Annotated in this window: 12 protein-coding genes and 1 pseudogene; 6 read left to right on the top strand and 7 right to left on the bottom strand. The window is 70.7% G+C overall.

Annotated features, from left to right (window positions below; all coding sequences use genetic code 11):
- Positions 1–1,113 precede the first annotated feature (1,113 nt).
- Together AB0915_RS34775 and AB0915_RS34770 are read left to right on the top strand one after the other, a co-directional pair.
- Positions 1,114–2,121, top strand: coding sequence for a hypothetical protein (locus AB0915_RS34775; protein ID WP_366694877.1), 1,008 nt, complete (start codon positions 1,114–1,116; stop codon positions 2,119–2,121).
- A 416-nt stretch (positions 2,122–2,537) separates the two neighbouring features.
- Positions 2,538–2,762, top strand: a complete 225-nt coding sequence (locus tag AB0915_RS34770; RefSeq protein ID WP_366694876.1) for a DUF6381 family protein — start codon at positions 2,538–2,540, stop codon at positions 2,760–2,762.
- Positions 2,763–3,649: 887 nt separating this feature from the next.
- On the opposite strand, the gene AB0915_RS34765 is transcribed toward AB0915_RS34770, so the two are convergent.
- Positions 3,650–4,912 (bottom strand): MFS transporter, encoded by a 1,263-nt coding sequence (locus AB0915_RS34765; RefSeq protein WP_366694875.1) that lies wholly within the window; start codon positions 4,910–4,912, stop codon positions 3,650–3,652.
- 107 nt (positions 4,913–5,019) lie between these two features.
- Positions 5,020–5,331, bottom strand: coding sequence for a helix-turn-helix transcriptional regulator (locus AB0915_RS34760; protein WP_366694874.1), 312 nt, complete (start codon positions 5,329–5,331; stop codon positions 5,020–5,022).
- Between the two features lie 89 nt (positions 5,332–5,420).
- Between AB0915_RS34760 and AB0915_RS34755 the strand changes: the two genes are divergently transcribed.
- Both AB0915_RS34755 and AB0915_RS34750 read left to right on the top strand, forming a co-directional pair.
- Positions 5,421–5,693: an FCD domain-containing protein gene (locus tag AB0915_RS34755; RefSeq protein WP_366694873.1), complete on the top strand. Its 273-nt coding sequence runs from the start codon at positions 5,421–5,423 to the stop codon at positions 5,691–5,693.
- Positions 5,694–6,226: 533 nt separating this feature from the next.
- Positions 6,227–6,772, top strand: coding sequence for a hypothetical protein (locus AB0915_RS34750; RefSeq protein WP_366694872.1), 546 nt, complete (start codon positions 6,227–6,229; stop codon positions 6,770–6,772).
- A gap of 964 nt (positions 6,773–7,736) precedes the next feature.
- Here the strand turns inward: AB0915_RS34750 and AB0915_RS34745 are convergent.
- The 3 genes from AB0915_RS34745 to AB0915_RS34735 all read right to left on the bottom strand — a co-directional run bounded on the left by AB0915_RS34745 (position 7,737) and on the right by AB0915_RS34735 (position 11,353).
- Complete coding sequence (locus AB0915_RS34745; protein ID WP_366694871.1) at positions 7,737–8,942, bottom strand: MFS transporter; 1,206 nt, start codon at positions 8,940–8,942, stop codon at positions 7,737–7,739.
- 624 nt (positions 8,943–9,566) lie between these two features.
- A complete protein-coding gene (locus AB0915_RS34740) occupies positions 9,567–10,229 on the bottom strand; it encodes a response regulator transcription factor (RefSeq protein ID WP_366694870.1) in 663 nt (220 codons plus the stop codon).
- Positions 10,226–11,353: a histidine kinase gene (locus AB0915_RS34735; RefSeq protein ID WP_366694869.1), complete on the bottom strand. Its 1,128-nt coding sequence runs from the start codon at positions 11,351–11,353 to the stop codon at positions 10,226–10,228. Before AB0915_RS34735 ends, AB0915_RS34740 begins: the two co-directional genes overlap by 4 nt.
- A 218-nt stretch (positions 11,354–11,571) precedes the next feature.
- Here AB0915_RS34735 and AB0915_RS34730 point away from each other — a divergent pair, with 218 nt between their 5' ends.
- Positions 11,572–11,955, top strand: a complete 384-nt coding sequence (locus AB0915_RS34730) for a DUF6223 family protein (RefSeq protein ID WP_366694868.1) — start codon at positions 11,572–11,574, stop codon at positions 11,953–11,955.
- 631 nt (positions 11,956–12,586) lie between these two features.
- On the opposite strand, the gene bla is transcribed toward AB0915_RS34730, so the two are convergent.
- A complete protein-coding gene (gene bla / locus AB0915_RS34725) occupies positions 12,587–13,579 on the bottom strand; it encodes a class A beta-lactamase (protein ID WP_366694867.1) in 993 nt (330 codons plus the stop codon).
- Here bla and AB0915_RS34720 point away from each other — a divergent pair, their 5' ends adjacent.
- Entirely contained in the window at positions 13,580–13,735 is a 156-nt protein-coding gene (locus tag AB0915_RS34720) for a hypothetical protein (RefSeq protein WP_366694866.1), read from the top strand.
- Positions 13,736–14,103: 368 nt separating this feature from the next.
- Here AB0915_RS34720 and AB0915_RS34715 read toward each other — a convergent pair.
- Positions 14,104–14,195: pseudogene (locus AB0915_RS34715) on the bottom strand (lytic transglycosylase); the annotation flags it as partial.

Genomic DNA, 14,195 nt, shown 5'->3' with positions numbered 1-14,195 from the left:
GGTACGTCACCCCGCTCGAAACGAGGATCTTGCTCAGGCAGGACCTCACCCCCGCAGCCTAAAAACCCGCTGTCCAGGCCCCAGGGGGAACTTCAAGTGCCCCTCCCGGCAAGCTTTGCCCCGTTGCGCCGCCCAGCACGCCCGCTCGCTGCGTTGGCCAAAAGCCCTGGTAGCTCCTTCCCCAAGCTCTCAGCTTCGTTCGAGCAGGGGAGACCCATCCAAGGACTTACGGCCGCCTTGCGATCGCACGCACTGGACGACGCTCCTCACGGGGCAAACATTGCCGGTCACGGCAGAGATGTGGTTGATGCACATTCCGTCGGAGACGGCGGCACCGATCCTGGAACGCCGGCCCGCCCGGTAGCAGCCTGCGGTGGCCGCTGTCACTCGCCTGGCTGAGCCGCATCACCCGATGGCGTGGCGGCTCGGGGCTGCTTCGGTCGGCTTCGTAGCGGGTCAGACGCCTGCGCAGGTCGAGGTTCTCGCCCTGCGTGGCTTCCAGGGCCTTGCGGAGCCTCGTCACCTCCTCACGGTGAGCCTCCTGCTGCCGCGTGAGGCGGGCGCTCATCGTCCGCACGGCGGCCGAGGTCGATGAGTCGTCCGGAGGATCGGCAGGCCCCGCCGGAGTCGGCCCTGTCTTGGCGAGGTGTCGCTCGATCTGGGTACGTAGTTCAGGGCTCCGGTAGAGGAAGTCGGAGCTCCAACTGGCCTGGCGGGCCATTGCGGTGAAGCTGCAAGGGGAGGAGGGAGCAGGCCCGCGTGGACGCGGTGTCGCGTTCTGTCGACGTGACGTGCGGTGGCGTGCCTGCTTGTTTTGCCGACTGCCCCTTGCGTGCCCTCGCGAAACCCGGCATGGGACCGGGTGCCTGCTTCGGGTGCCTGTGTGTGCGGTTTGCTCTGGGTGGCTGGGTGTTTGGGTGGCTGGGTGGCTGGGTGGCTGGGTGGCTGTGTGGTTGGGGTGGGGGTTGGGGTTTGGTGGTGGGGGTGGTGGGGGTTGGTGGGTGGGGGTTGGTCTGTGTGGGTTGTTGAAACGACTATATGCGTGCCGGTGTTGGTTTGGTGTGGGGTGGGGGTGTCAGTGTTCATGGACTTCCCTGCGATGGTGAGGGTGTCATGAGATTGTTTCCCAGGTTTTTCGGGCAGTCGAAGGATTTGGCTGATGTGGTGGTGTTGCGGCGGCTTGAGGATTGTGTGGTGAGTGCTGGTTATTGGGTGGCGAGGATGCCGGGGGAAGCGGCTCGTCTGGTGCGCAGGGTGCGTGTGTATTCCTTGGTCGCGGCGGTGTTGTGTTTGGTGACGGGGCTTTTGGCCTGGCCGGTTATTGGTGGTTCGTCGCTGTTGACTGCGCAGGTGTTCGTGTCGGTGTTGTCGGGTTGTGCTGCGTTGGTGATTGTGGTGCCTTATGCGACTGGTTTGAGTGATCGTGGTGATGAGTGGATCCGGTTGTGCGGCACGTATGGTGCGGTGTATCGCGAGCTTGTGGAGGTGCGGGGGCGGTTGGCTGCCGGTTCTTTGGATGATCTTTCTGATGTGGTGGACATCATCCGCCGGTTCGAGGGTGTTCAGGAGCGCAAGGATGCGTTGGTGTTTGCGGTCGGGGAGGGGCGTCTGGGGGGTGTGTGTGGTGTGGGGGCGGTCGGGGGTGGTGGGCGGTGGGGGCGTGCTGGTCTGGGCGGGTTGCGTCAGATCACGGGTTCGTTGCTGCCGTCGGTGCGGGTGCGCCGGCCGGGTGGGCGGTCGGCGGGTGTTGATGAGGAGGCTGTTCTTGCCGCGCTTGTCTGTGTGTTGACGAGTGGGTGTGAGCCGCGGCGGGTGCGGCGGTTTTCCAGGGTTTCGTCGTTTGTGGTGTCGTGTTTGTTCCGGGTGCGGTCGCGGGGCGGGTCCGGGGTGGTGTCTTCGGTGGGTGGTGGGGGCCGGGTCCGTGGGGTGGGGTCTGCTGGTTCGTTGACGAGCCGTGCCGGGCTCGGTCCGGGTACGGGCCGTGGGGGCGGTGACCGTGCGGGTCTTGGCCCTGCGGGTGGTGATGGGCGGGGTTCTGCGGTGCGGCTGGTGCGCGACGCTGCCGGTGTGCCCCTGGTCCTTGGCGTTTCGGCGGCCGGCGCCCAGGATGCGGGGGCCTGAGACCGGCCGGAGCCCTGTCCGGGGCGGGTTTCGGGCCTTGGGGGTGCGTCTTGGAATCGGGGTGAGGACACCGGCTGGCCTCGGTGCCTTCTGTGGTCGGTCCATGACTACCCGATGAGGACACCGGCTGGCCTCGGTGCCTTCTGTGGTCGGTCCATGACGACCCGCGTTCGTGCCTGGGTGCGGGGCTGTTTCGCTGGGAGGCAGGCGGGGGCGTCGGTGTGTTCGTCTGGGCCGTGTGGCGTGGGGGCGGGGTTGTGGCGGGGCGGGGTGCGAGGGGCGTGTTGTCGATGTGACGTGTTCTCTTCATGGCTGGCTGCCTGCGGTGATTGCGCACGGTGACCCTCCCGGGTGCGTAAGCGGGGCAGCGCTGGTTGGCTGCGATGTGTCCCACCCTCACCTCCCCAGGAGTGATGATGAGCGTTGCAGGCGAGTCCGCCAGTCGTGCGCAGCAGATGCAGGACAAGGTCCGTGAGCTGAACGAGCGTGCCGAGCAGACGAGCGATCCCAAGGAACGCCGCAGGCTGCACGACGAGGCCCGGCGCATGCAGGAGCAGTCCATGAAGGAGGGCGGACGCGGGGCCGAGGGCAGGCCCGGGCGTCGTGCCGGCGGCCGGAAGGACGACCTCCCGCCCCGGTGACGCACCGTTGGCGTGCCGTGGTACCGGTGGCCTCCCTCCGCAGTGCGGGGGGAGGCCGTCCGTGCTCGGTGATGGTGTGCGGGATGGTGGGGGCCGTTTCCGGTTCCAGGGGGTGATGGCTGTGAGGCCGGGTGCCGGACCGCCGGGCCCGGCCCCGGGCCCGCGTCCGGCGGGCTGCGAAGGCGGTGATGGCGGCGATGGCGTGCTGCGGCGGCTCGGGAACTGTGTCGAGGCGGCGCCTTCGTCGGCCTGCGGCGAGTTGTTCTGCCTGGTCGGTGGGCAGGGCGAGGCCATGTGAGGGTGAAGAACTCAAGGGCAGGGGCGAGGGAGCCCGTCGATCGCCCGGGCCGGCAGGCCCGCTTTGGCAGCACATCTGGATGGACGTGGCTAAGGACTTGGTGCCGTGCCGATTGCCGGTGGTCTTCGGGAACGGGTAGCGGACCGCGCCGGTGGGGCCGAGGTTCCACTGTTCGCGCACCCGGGCCTGCTGTTCCCGGACGGTCTCGACGACGTCGCGGCCGACGAGGATGGTGTTCGGTGCCCTGTCGGTCTTTGTCTGCTGGTAGTGCAGGCGGGCGACCATACCGCCCTCGGGGACTGTGGCGGGGGTCGGGCCGGGGATGTCGGAGAGCGGTTCGAAGTCCAAGGAGCGCTTCGGGCGGCAGACCGGTGCTCTCGGTTTCCCGGACTGCAGGCGCGGGACGAACCCACTCGGCGGCCCTGCAGTGCCACCCGGCTCGAACGGTGCTCGGCCGCCGTCTCTACGAGAATGTCCCGGGCCTCCTCCCGGCCTGATGCCGGCCGGCGATCGCCCGGACCGTTGTCCCGGTCGGCGTGCTGGGCAGGGTGAACAGCAACGACAGCAGGCCTGGATGGAGGTCCTGCCGTCAGCGCCGATCACATGCTCGTTCGCGCCGAGTATTTCGCCGTTCCGGGCCCGGCCGGGCACCTCGCTGTTCCGGGCCCGGCCGGGCACCTCGCTGTTCCGGGCCCGGCCGGGCACCTCGCCGTTCCAGGCCCAGTCGCAGCGTCATGACGATCAGCGCGGCGATGGCGAACCCGCTTCCTGTCCAGGTGAGTTGACGGGCACCGTACTCGGTCATGACCCAGCCCCCGACCGCGGTTCCTATGGTGATGCCGAGGTTCGAGAACGAGATGAAGAGGCTGTTGCCGAACTCGGGCGCGTCGGCGGCGTCCCTGCCCAGCCAGCTCTGGCTCACGATGAGCCCGCCCGAGTGCACGGCCCCCCAGACCAGTACGGCCGCAACCATCGGCGTGAACATGGGGCCGACGGCGTACAGGAGCACGTAGACGAGCAGGCACAGGACCGGGTAGGCGACCACGGTACGCAGGAGGCTGCGCCGCAACAGAGCGCCGAAGGCGAAGTTCCCGAGGATCATCACCATCCCGAACGCCATCAGCATGGCGCTGACCCAGGTGCCGTCCATGTGCGTGACCTGGCCCAGGTACTCGGCGAAGTAGCCGTAGACCGAGAACATCGCGGCGAAGACGAAGACGACGGACGCAATGGTCAGCCACATCCGGATCCGCTTGAGAACGCTCAACTGGGCACCGTAGGAAACCCGTTGCCCGACGGGCATCGGCGGTACGAACCGCAGGATGCCGAGGAAGGCGATCAGGTTGACGAGCGCGCCGAACCAGAACGCCGACGCCAGGGACACATGCTCGGCGAGGTACGAGGTCAGCGGCACACCGAAGGCGAAGCCGACGGTGACACCGCCGAACACGGTCGTCGTGGCGCGGGTCGCGTCCTCGGCGGGCACCAGCCGTGCGGCGGTCGCGAGCGCGACCGCGAAGAACACCGGGTGGAAGAGGGCGGGAACGACGCGGAAGGCCAGCATCACCTCGTACTGCGTGGTGAGCGCGTAGACGGCGTTGGAGACGGCGAACACCGCGATTGCGGCGGCGAGCACCTTCTTACGGTCGATGCCGGAGGCGAGCAGTGTTGTGAACGGCCCGGACACGGCGATGACCAGGGCAAAGGCCCCGACGAGCCACCCCGCGGCGGACGGCGTGACACCGAGCTCGGCCGAGACCTGGGGGAGCACGCCGACCATGCCCATCTCGGTGGTGATGATCCCGAACACGCCCAGGGCGAGCACCAGGACGGTGAGGGAGGTCTTCCTCATCGCAACCTTTCATCAAATCTAGAAAAATAGATGTATCGGGGCATGGCGCGGGAGTCGGTCGGGCTGCGGGCAGGGTGCGGTCGGGCTGCGGGCAGGGTGCGGGCGGGCTACAGTTCGTCGCGGACGTGCGTGGCGAACTCGGCGATCACTGGTTCGTTGCGTCGGTAGTAGGTCCATTTGCCGATGCGTTCCGAGGTGAGCAGCCCCGCGTCCTTCAGGGTCTGCAGATAGCCGGACACCACCGACTGGGCCAGCCCGGCACGCTTGTGGATGTCGCCGACGCACACGCCGATGTGGAAGCCGAGCCCCTGCTGCCGGTAGGAGTCCTCGTCGAAGTACTTCGCCGGATCCTTGAGCCATTGCATGAACTGCAGGCGTGCGGGGTTGGCGAGTGCCTTGTGCACGGCCAGGGGGTCCATCGCTCTGCCTCTCCGTCCGACTCTCCATGGAACACATCTAGCTTTCGCGATATGTAGCGGCAAGTCAAATCGTGTGATCTCCCGTCGACGTGCTTGCCCAGGCCTCGGGACGGCCCTTGCTCGCCGCCGCCGTGGAGCGGCTGCACTCGCATCTGCATCTGTTCAGGCTCAGCGCCGTCACGGGTGGGAGCCCGGCGACGGTTCTGGAGCACGGCCGCATTCTGCGGGCCGTGCTCCGCGGCAGCCCCGAGCGCGCGTCGCAGGCCATGAGCGAGCATCTGACGCTCAGCCTGCAGCGCCGGCTCGGCCGGTACGGCGACACGGTCAAAGCGGATGCCCTCCCACCCGCCGCGACCGGGTAGACAGGCGCCGCCATAGTGCTCCACGCGGATACGGCCCGCCGTCGCAGCAGCCAGGACGGCGCAAAGCGGAACACCGATGACGGGCCATTTGGGCCGGGCCGGACAGCGATGAGGGGGGTCATTCAGCCTGGGCGGGCTGGAAACGGTTTCGATGACGGTCATTCAGGGAGGGGTCTTCTGCATCTTCGATGACGGTCATTCAGGGCGGGCGCGTCGACGGAAGTCAGTCGGGGCGGCGGGGGTGATCGACGGTTACCGGCGGCCCGTGATCCGGGGGCATGCTGCCGACAGGGTGACCGGGCGTCAGTGAGTCGCCCGGAAAGCCTAATGATGCGCCAGGCGTGCTCGCTGCGAGAACTCTTGACGGATCATCAGATAAGCATTGGTGTGTGAGAAGTGCCGTGCGTACACCCGGTCGGCCCTGGGGGGCCGCACCTGCGTCATTTCCGATATGACAGCTTATGGGGTCGTCAGTACGTTCGTCTCAGTTCGGCTGCCCGGCCGACGGCGTCTCTGAGACAGGAAGAAGTGACATGACCACGCGTACCGTCGCCGTGGCCGCCGCCGCAGCAGGCGCAGCGGTCCTCGCCACCACCGGCATCACCTACGCCTCGGCGGCCGGGCCCGCCCAGGCCGCCCCGTTCGTCCAGCAGGCCGCTCCCGCGATGGCTCCTGCCGGTGGTGGCAGCGGCGGGAGGGGCGAGGGGGGCGAGGGCCGCGACCGCGACCGTGACCGTGACCGTGACTACGACGACGGCTACGGCTACGGCTACGGCTACGGCTACGGGGAACAGGGGCGGATCCACTTCAACGAGCGGACGTACTCCGCTCACACGGACGGCTGCATCACCGTGGTCAGCGGCCTGGGCTCGCGGAGCTTCAACGTCCGTAACGACAGCCGCAAGACCGTCGAGGTCTTCAGCGGGGCGACCTGCGACAACGGTTCCCCGATCGCGACGGTCGGCCCCTGGAGCACCACCACCGGTGTCACGCCCGACTTCGTCCGCGGCGGCGTGTTCGTCCGCAACGGTGTCGTGGGCAGCTTCCGGGTCGTCGACAACTACCGCGACAGGTGGTAACAGAGCCGCCTGCATCCCATGGAAACCCCGGCCCGTCGGAATCGGGCCGGGGTTTCCGGCATACGGGGGGCACATCGCGGCGGTGCCCGGTCCCTGGCGGCCGCACCACGTGCGCGGCCCACGCCCGGTGCCCCATAACACCTGCTACGCCATACTAAGTGTTTACCGAGTGCCCCGCGTGTCGCGCTAGGCGGACTCGGCCGGCCGCAGTCCTGCGAGCCCGGTCCCAGGTGCCCGGTCGTGCGGCCGTGGTGCGTGCAGCCGCAAGGCGCAGGAGGAAGCCCACGCGAAGGGGGTCCCCGTGTTGCGAGGACCATGGGGGAGCCGGCGGCCGACGCCAGGGCGCACAGGTGCGTGCCGGGCCCCGCGGGCCCGGCACGACCCGGACGACAGGGGCGCGGGTCCTGTCGTCGAACTGCTGTCCGCCCGCGGCGTCGGGCCCGCACGCTCGCTGTCTGAGCGCCGCGCACACCGCGGTCGCACCCGCGCCCGGCCGTGCCGGGCCCGCTGGTGCGGGCCCGGCACGGCCGGGGGACCTTGCGGGAGTGTCCCGACCCTTGTCCGCCGGTGCGGGTGCGGGCACATCGGGGTCCGGGCGGAGCCGGGCCGCCAGGCGTACGGCGGTGTGCGCGCTGCCGGCGGGCCAGGCGGTCGGCCGGCTCAGCCCCTGCCTTTTGAGGCCACCGCCCGGCCGCGCGCGGTGGCCTCAAAGGTGCGGTCCGGACCGACGACCGGTGCCTGCGGCCATGCCCCGGCGTCGCAGGAGACCTGCCCGGCCGGGGCGCCGTGCGGCTGGGCAGCTGGCGCTGCCGGTGTCCTCCTCAGGGCTCATGGCCGGCGCCCCTGCCCGCTTGTCCTGGTTCCGGGATCACCTTTGCCGCGAACCACGGCACGGGCGCGGGCGGGTGCACCGCACTCGCCCCGCTGGTGTCTTCTGCCGTGGGGCCGGCGCCCGCGGACGGGCTCAGGCCCGCGCGGGCGGGTGCCGCCACAGGTAGCCGCCCGCCGTGGCGGCCAGCAGCGTCACGCAACCTGCGAACACCAGGCCCGCATTGCGCAGCCCCAGTGTCACCGCCAGCGCCCCGATCCCGATGACGGGCACCGAGATTCCCCCGTACGCGACGACGAAGAACGCCGAGATGGTGGCGCCCCTGTGGGTGCTTGGAGCCAGCGTGCTCACCACGGTCAGGCCCGCCCGGAAGGCCAGGCCCTGACCGATGCCGCCCGTCACGGCACCCACCAGGAGGACCGGCAACGACGCCAGCAGCAGGGACGCCCCCACCGCGAACAGGCCGGCCACCAGCACCAGGCAGCCGACGGGCAGGGCATTGCGCGTGCCGACGCGGCCCATCAGCAACTGCCCGCAGGCCGAGGCACAGAAGACGCAGAAGACGACGGCACCGGACACGGCCAGGTTGTGCACGCCCAGTGTCTGGGTGAGGAAGGCCGGCGCGACCGCGGTGAACAGGCCCAGCAGCGAGAACCCGGCGAAGGCGGCGAGCGCGCAGGGCGCGAACACACCGCGTACCTCGGCCGGGACGACCATGCCCTGCGGCCGCAGCGGGGGCCTGGCCCTGCCGCGGTGCACGGTCTCGGGCAGCAGCGAGGTGACAGCCACCGCGGCCGCCAGGAGCGCCAGATGGGTCAGGAACGGCAACTGCAGCGGCCATGGCGCGTACTGGGCCAGGGCCCCCGCGACCAGGGGGCCGAGTCCCAGGCCGCCCATGTTGGCCGCGGTCGCCGCGAATCCCGCGCGCTCACCGCGCCCGGCGGGTGCCAGTTCCAGTACGGCGGCCGTGCCCGTACCGCTGAGCAGTCCGGCGCAGAACCCCGACAGGACACGACCGGTGAACAGCAGCGGCAGCCCGCCCTCGAGCAGGAAGCACACCGCGCTCAGCGCGGCCAGCCCCAGCGCGCACAGCAGGACCGGGCGACGGCCGAGAACATCGGAGAAGCCGCCGGCCCACAGCAGCGCGGTGATCACACCGATGGCATAGACGGCGAACACCACGGTGACGATCAGTTCGGAAAAACCGATCTGCTCACGGTAGAGCCCGTACAGCGGCGTCGGCAGGGTCGTGCCCATCATCCCGACCGCGAACACACCCGCCGCAGCCAGATATCCGGGCCGGACGGTGCCCTGCTGACGACCCGTTTCCTGGTTGGTCACAACTCACCATAGGCATCGGGCGAGCCGCGCACAGGCGTCGGCTTCGCCGCCGACGGGCCGGTGCACAAGCGCCACCAGCACAGCGGAGCCTGCGCCGCCCGCTGCTGCCACCGGCCCGCCGGCCCCGCTCATCACCCTCGCCCGGCCAGGATCTTGCCAAGCGGATTCCCCACGGCCCCCAAGCCCACCGCCGGTACGTGGGGGAGCGGGCGGCCATCGGGCAGCGCCGGCAGCCCACCGCCGGCACCGCTGAACGGGAGACACCGGAAGGCCCGTGCGCAGACCCATTCGTTCGGTACCACCCGGCCGCACGGCAGTGGCGACCCCATTCGGCCCCGTCTGCCGCGCGGCCGCACCGCAGCGGGAGGGATCGGGGGCAGCATGGAAGCGGAAGCCCGCCCGGGAGCCCTTCGCACGTCGACCGGGCGGGCCGCCGTTGCGCAGCCCGCCTTGTTGCCGGCGGCCGCCGCACACGGCCATGGCGGTGGGCCGGGGTGGGCAAGGCAGCGCTGCCGGCCGGCCCGGACAGCACCGACCAGGCCCGCCAGCCAGGCCGCCACCGCCCGCGCCGCCCCCGGGAGCACCACCGCGGGCGGGGGCAGGCCCGCAGACGGACCGTGGATGTCAGGACCTGCGCGGGGCCACCAGACCGGATTCGTAGGCGAGGACGACGAGTTGGGCGCGGTCGCGGGCGTGGAGCTTGTTCATGGCCCGGTTGATATGGGTTTTCGCGGTCAGCGGGCTGATCACCATGTGATCGGCGATCTGGTCGTTGGACAGGCCCCTCGCGACCAGGGCGACGGCCTCGCGTTCACGGCTGGTCAGCTCGTCCAGCCCGGTGCCGCAACTGGCGGGGAGCGGCTGGGTGACGTACCGGTTGATCAGCTTGCGGGTGATCGACGGCGCGAGCAGGGCGTCACCGCGCGCGGCGACGCGGACGGCGTGCAGGAAGTCTTCCGGCACGATGTCCTTGACGAGAAATCCGGCAGCGCCGGCACGCAGCGCGTCGAAGACGTATTCGTCAAAGCCGTAGTTGGTCAGGATGACGACGTGCACCCCGGCCAGGGCCGGGTCCGCGGCGATACGCCCGGTCGCCTCGATGCCGTTCATGACCGGCATCTGGATGTCGAGGAGCGCGACGTCGGGCAGGTGCTCCCTGGCCAGCGCCAGACCCTCCATCCCGTCGGCGGCCTCGGCCACCACCTCGATGTCGTCCTCGACGTCGAGAAGCGCACGGAATCCGCTGCGAAGGAGCGGCTGGTCGTCGACCAGCAGGACACGGATCATGACGTTCGGGCCACGGGGAGTTCGGCCCGGACGGTGAAGCCGCTTTCGCCACGCGGTTCGGCGCGCAGCCGACCGCCGAGGGCGGTGACGCGTTCGCGCATCCCGAGCAGCCCGACACCAGGCACCAGGGCGGTGTCCAGCGTGGCCTTGCCGTCGTCATCGACCCATACGACCAGCACATCGGGCCGGTAAGCGATCCGCACCGACGCGGTAGCGGCACCGGCATGCCGGGCGACATTGGTCAGCGACTCCTGAACGATCCGGTAGGCGGTCCGGCCCACCGCGGCCGGCACGTCGTACCGCTGCCCTTCGATCGTCAGCGTCGCGTCCAGGCCGATGGTACGGGCCCGTTCCACCAGTTCCGGGACGTGGCCGAGCCCGTGCGGCGGGGTTGTGCCGTCGTCGCGCAGCGCCTCCAGGGTCGCACGCAGCTCCCGGGTCGCCTCACGCCCGGCCTCCTGGATCGCAAGCAGGGCCTTTGGCACCTGCTCGCCGCGCCTGCGGGCCAGGTGGACAGCGACTTCGGCCTGCACCTTGATGACCGAGATCTGGTGGGTGAGCGAATCGTGCAACTCCCGCGCGATGTGCAGCCGCTCCTCATCAGCGCGACGCCGCGCGGTCTCCTCCCGGGTCCGCTCGGCTTCGTCCGCCCGCCGCTCGGCCTGCCGCAGCGCCTCCCCCGCGGCGCCGGCCGCGATCAGCCAGGCTATCTCCAGGGCGCCGCGGGCCTGCGCGAACGCCTCGCCCACGTTGTGCAGGCCCGACGCCAGGGCCGCCAGCGGGAGAGCGGCCAGCATGCACACGCTCGCCACCACCGTGATGACGCGGTGGCCCTCCCGCATAGCGGCGTACACCGCGAACAGGTACGCGACGGCAGGCACGTCGAAACCGGCCGCCTGGTAACCCACCGCACACAGCGCGGTGACGGCCAGCACAAGAACCGGAGCCCGGCGGCGCGCGGCCAGCCCCAGGCCACCGGCCGCCAGCAACGCGTAGCCGAGCAGGCCGAGGTTCGTGGCGGAGCCCTCCCCGGACACCCCGGCGGCCAGCAGCGCCGCCGCCACGCCGACGGCGATCGCCCCGTCTGTGACATCGGCCGGGACACCGAACCGTCCTGTGCTCATGCCCGCACCCTAACCGGCCGCCGCTGCAGGCGAGTCCCGCTCACGCACGAGCGGCCGGCTACCACGCCCGCAGTACCTGCGCGGCGCCTGCGGCATCCGCGGTAGCCGGGTGCGCCATCGGCGGCAGCGCAAAGTGTCCGCGTCTGCGGGACGACAGGTGGCGGGTGCGGCGGACAGGATCAGGCGACGTTCAGTAGTGACAGGACAAGGAGCACCTCATGTCAGTCGGATCTGCGCTTGCCGCACCGGCGTCCGCGCACGCCTTGGTCCAGCAGGCCGCCGCCAGTTCGTACACCGTGACCCCCGAGCGGATCTGGGCCAGCACGGCCGCGATGCTGGCGCTGATCGGGGTGCTCCTCGGCGGGCTGGCTCTGGCCCGCTCCGCCGGCCGTATCCGCACCGGCAACGGGCGAGCCGCGGCCATGGTGGCCACGGCGGCGGGGCTGATCGCCGTGGTCAACGGCGGGCTGGTGGTGGTCACCGCCGACGGTGGTCCCGGCACCGGCAACGGAATAGTCGGTGGCTTCGTGGCCGTGGTGATCGGGCTGATCGGCGTGTTCCTCGGCCGGCGGGCTCTGGCCCGCTCCCGCCGCACCGCCTGACCGGCTGAACGCAGCGAATACGAGCGCGCATCCGGTTCTGCCCGAAGACCGATCAGAAGCCGCCGAGTGCCGGCGCTGCCGAAACTCGTGAACTCTTCGACTCACTGACGGACGCTCACTGCCTCCCGAACCGGTGCACAAGTGCTGTCCGTTCTCGGGGCAGGCACAAATTTCCGTGAAGACGATCAGCAGCGTTCGGCTCGTCGTCAGACAGAGCTGTGGTGTTCAGCCGGCCCGAGTGATCGTGCGGGGGCATCCGACCGCCCAGGCCGGACCAGGCACCCGAGGACGTGAGGGAACCCGCCCACCCACAACGGACCACGCCCCTGGAGGGCCGTCGCCGAGCGGGACGCGAAAGCGGGAACCCAGTGCATCCAACACCGTTCGGGATGTGCCCAGTACACAGCGGTGGGTACAAGACTCACTCATGCACACTGGTGAGGAACGGTGTAGCTCAGACCACCTGTGGCTGCCGGAGCGGGAGAACGCCTGCGGCACCTGCCGCGAAGCGGCGGGTGCCATCGATGAACGCTGGCCGCAGTCCATGAGAGATGAGGATGCGCGGTTCAGCGTGGCCCGGCGACCGGCCACCGGATAGGGGTGCCCGAGTCCGCCCTGCGTGAACGGGAGGCTACGAGTCCTTCCAGTTCGGTGTGGAATCCCGGGTGAGCCTGCGGCTCATCAGGGCCGCAGCCAGAACACCGGCCGTCCTGGCGACCAGAAGGTCGTCGGCAGCGGCGTCCCGGCCGGGCTTGGTGGTCATGACGGCCAGGACCACCGGCGGGCGGCCGGGGGGCCAGGCGATGCCGGCGTCGTTGTTGCCGCCGTAGCTGCCGCTGCCGGTCTTGTCGGCAAGGGTCCAGCCGGCGGGAAGCCCGGCGCGGAAGCGGTCACCGCTGGTGGTGTTGGCGAGCAGCCAGCCGGTGAGCAGCCGGCGGTCGCGGGGGACGAGCGCGTCGCCCAGGACGAGGCGGGCATAGGTCCGCCCGATCGCGCGAGGTGTCGTGGTGTCCGTCTCGCGCCATGGCTCCGCCGAGTTCAGCTCGGGCTCCCACCGGTCGAGACGGGTGACCGGGTCACCGATGGAGCGGCACAGGCGGGTGATGGCGGTGGGGCCGCCCAGTTCCCGCAGCAGGAGGTTGGCCGCGGTGTTGTCGCTGTGCGTGATGGAGTACCTGCACAGGTCGGCGACCGTCATCCCGCGGGAGAGGTTCTCGGACCTGCCGGTGACCGGCGAGTGGCCGCAGGCCTGCACGTACGGCGCGGTGTAGCGGATACGGCGGGCCAGGAACTCGCCGCCGCGGTCCAGATCGCGAAGGACCGCAGCCGCGCCGATGGTCTTGAACAGGGAGCACATCGGGAAGCGCTCGCCCGCCCGGTACACCACCGTGCGGCCCGTGGCGGTGTCATGGGCGTACGCGCCGAGCCGGGCGCAGTGCTCCCGCTCCAGGGCGCGCAACTGCCCGGTGACCCGGGCCGCCGCGCCGGGCGCGGCTGAGGCGGCGTGCGCGGGGGGCGGCGGGGACACAGCGGCCGGGGCGGCTGCGGCCCCTGCGGCCAGGGCGGCCCCGGCGGCCAGGACCGTCCGGCGGGTCGCACGGGCTTTGATGGATCGCACAGTCATGTGCCTTCCTTCGTACAGCAGGACGTCTGCCATGACATCAGCTCCCGCCCGGCCGGCCGCAATGACCGCACCGACCGCTGCCCGGGTGCCGCCGGCCGTCAACCCCTCGACGCCGTGCGGCCCGGCATCGCCACCCGCTGCGGCCGGGGCGGCTGAGGAACGGCGAAGCCGGCCTCCGCGATTGCCGGGGCCGGCTGGTGTGGTGGTGTGTCAGGCGGTCTCGGTGAGCGCCTTGCGACGGGGCGGCAGTGCGCGTGCGGTCACGGCGAAGGCCACGGCGGTGAACGCGGCGGCGGTCAGGAAGGCTGCGCGGGCACCGGGCACGAACGCGCCGGGACACCTGCAACCCGCCACCGCCGGCCCACCGAGCTCGCGGGCCGGCTGTCCAACACCCGCATCAACAACCGTGCGGGTCAGTGCATCTGGGCCGGGCCCCGTCTGCGGGGTGCTGATCCGGCACGCCGCGATGTCTGGCGCACACACCTGCGCAGCCTGGCCCCCCGGGCTGCCCGTGGGGCACTCGGTCAGTAGGCCGAGTTGACGTGGTCGATGGAGCCGTAGCGGTGGGCGGCGTAGTTGGCGGCGGCGGTGATGTTGGCGACCGGGTCGTAGATGT

The organism is Streptomyces sp. NPDC048411 (genome assembly GCF_040704695.1).
GTDB lineage: Bacteria > Actinomycetota > Actinomycetes > Streptomycetales > Streptomycetaceae > Streptomyces.
The sequence above is the reverse complement of the archived record's forward strand: the minus strand, read 5'-3'. Positions and strand labels throughout refer to the sequence as shown.

Bases quoted from the DNA above. Each gene is read 5' to 3' on its own strand.
- AB0915_RS34775 (WP_366694877.1), top strand. From the start codon at position 1,114: ATGAGATTGTTTCCCAGGTTTTTCGGGCAGTCGAAGGATTTGGCTGAT.
- AB0915_RS34770 (WP_366694876.1), top strand. From the start codon at position 2,538: ATGAGCGTTGCAGGCGAGTCCGCCAGTCGTGCGCAGCAGATGCAGGAC.
- AB0915_RS34765 (WP_366694875.1), bottom strand. From the start codon at position 4,912: ATGAGGAAGACCTCCCTCACCGTCCTGGTGCTCGCCCTGGGCGTGTTC.
- AB0915_RS34760 (WP_366694874.1), bottom strand. From the start codon at position 5,331: ATGGACCCCCTGGCCGTGCACAAGGCACTCGCCAACCCCGCACGCCTG.
- AB0915_RS34750 (WP_366694872.1), top strand. From the start codon at position 6,227: ATGACCACGCGTACCGTCGCCGTGGCCGCCGCCGCAGCAGGCGCAGCG.
- AB0915_RS34740 (WP_366694870.1), bottom strand. From the start codon at position 10,229: ATGATCCGTGTCCTGCTGGTCGACGACCAGCCGCTCCTTCGCAGCGGA.
- AB0915_RS34735 (WP_366694869.1), bottom strand. From the start codon at position 11,353: ATGAGCACAGGACGGTTCGGTGTCCCGGCCGATGTCACAGACGGGGCG.
- AB0915_RS34730 (WP_366694868.1), top strand. From the start codon at position 11,572: ATGTCAGTCGGATCTGCGCTTGCCGCACCGGCGTCCGCGCACGCCTTG.
- bla (WP_366694867.1), bottom strand. From the start codon at position 13,579: ATGACTGTGCGATCCATCAAAGCCCGTGCGACCCGCCGGACGGTCCTG.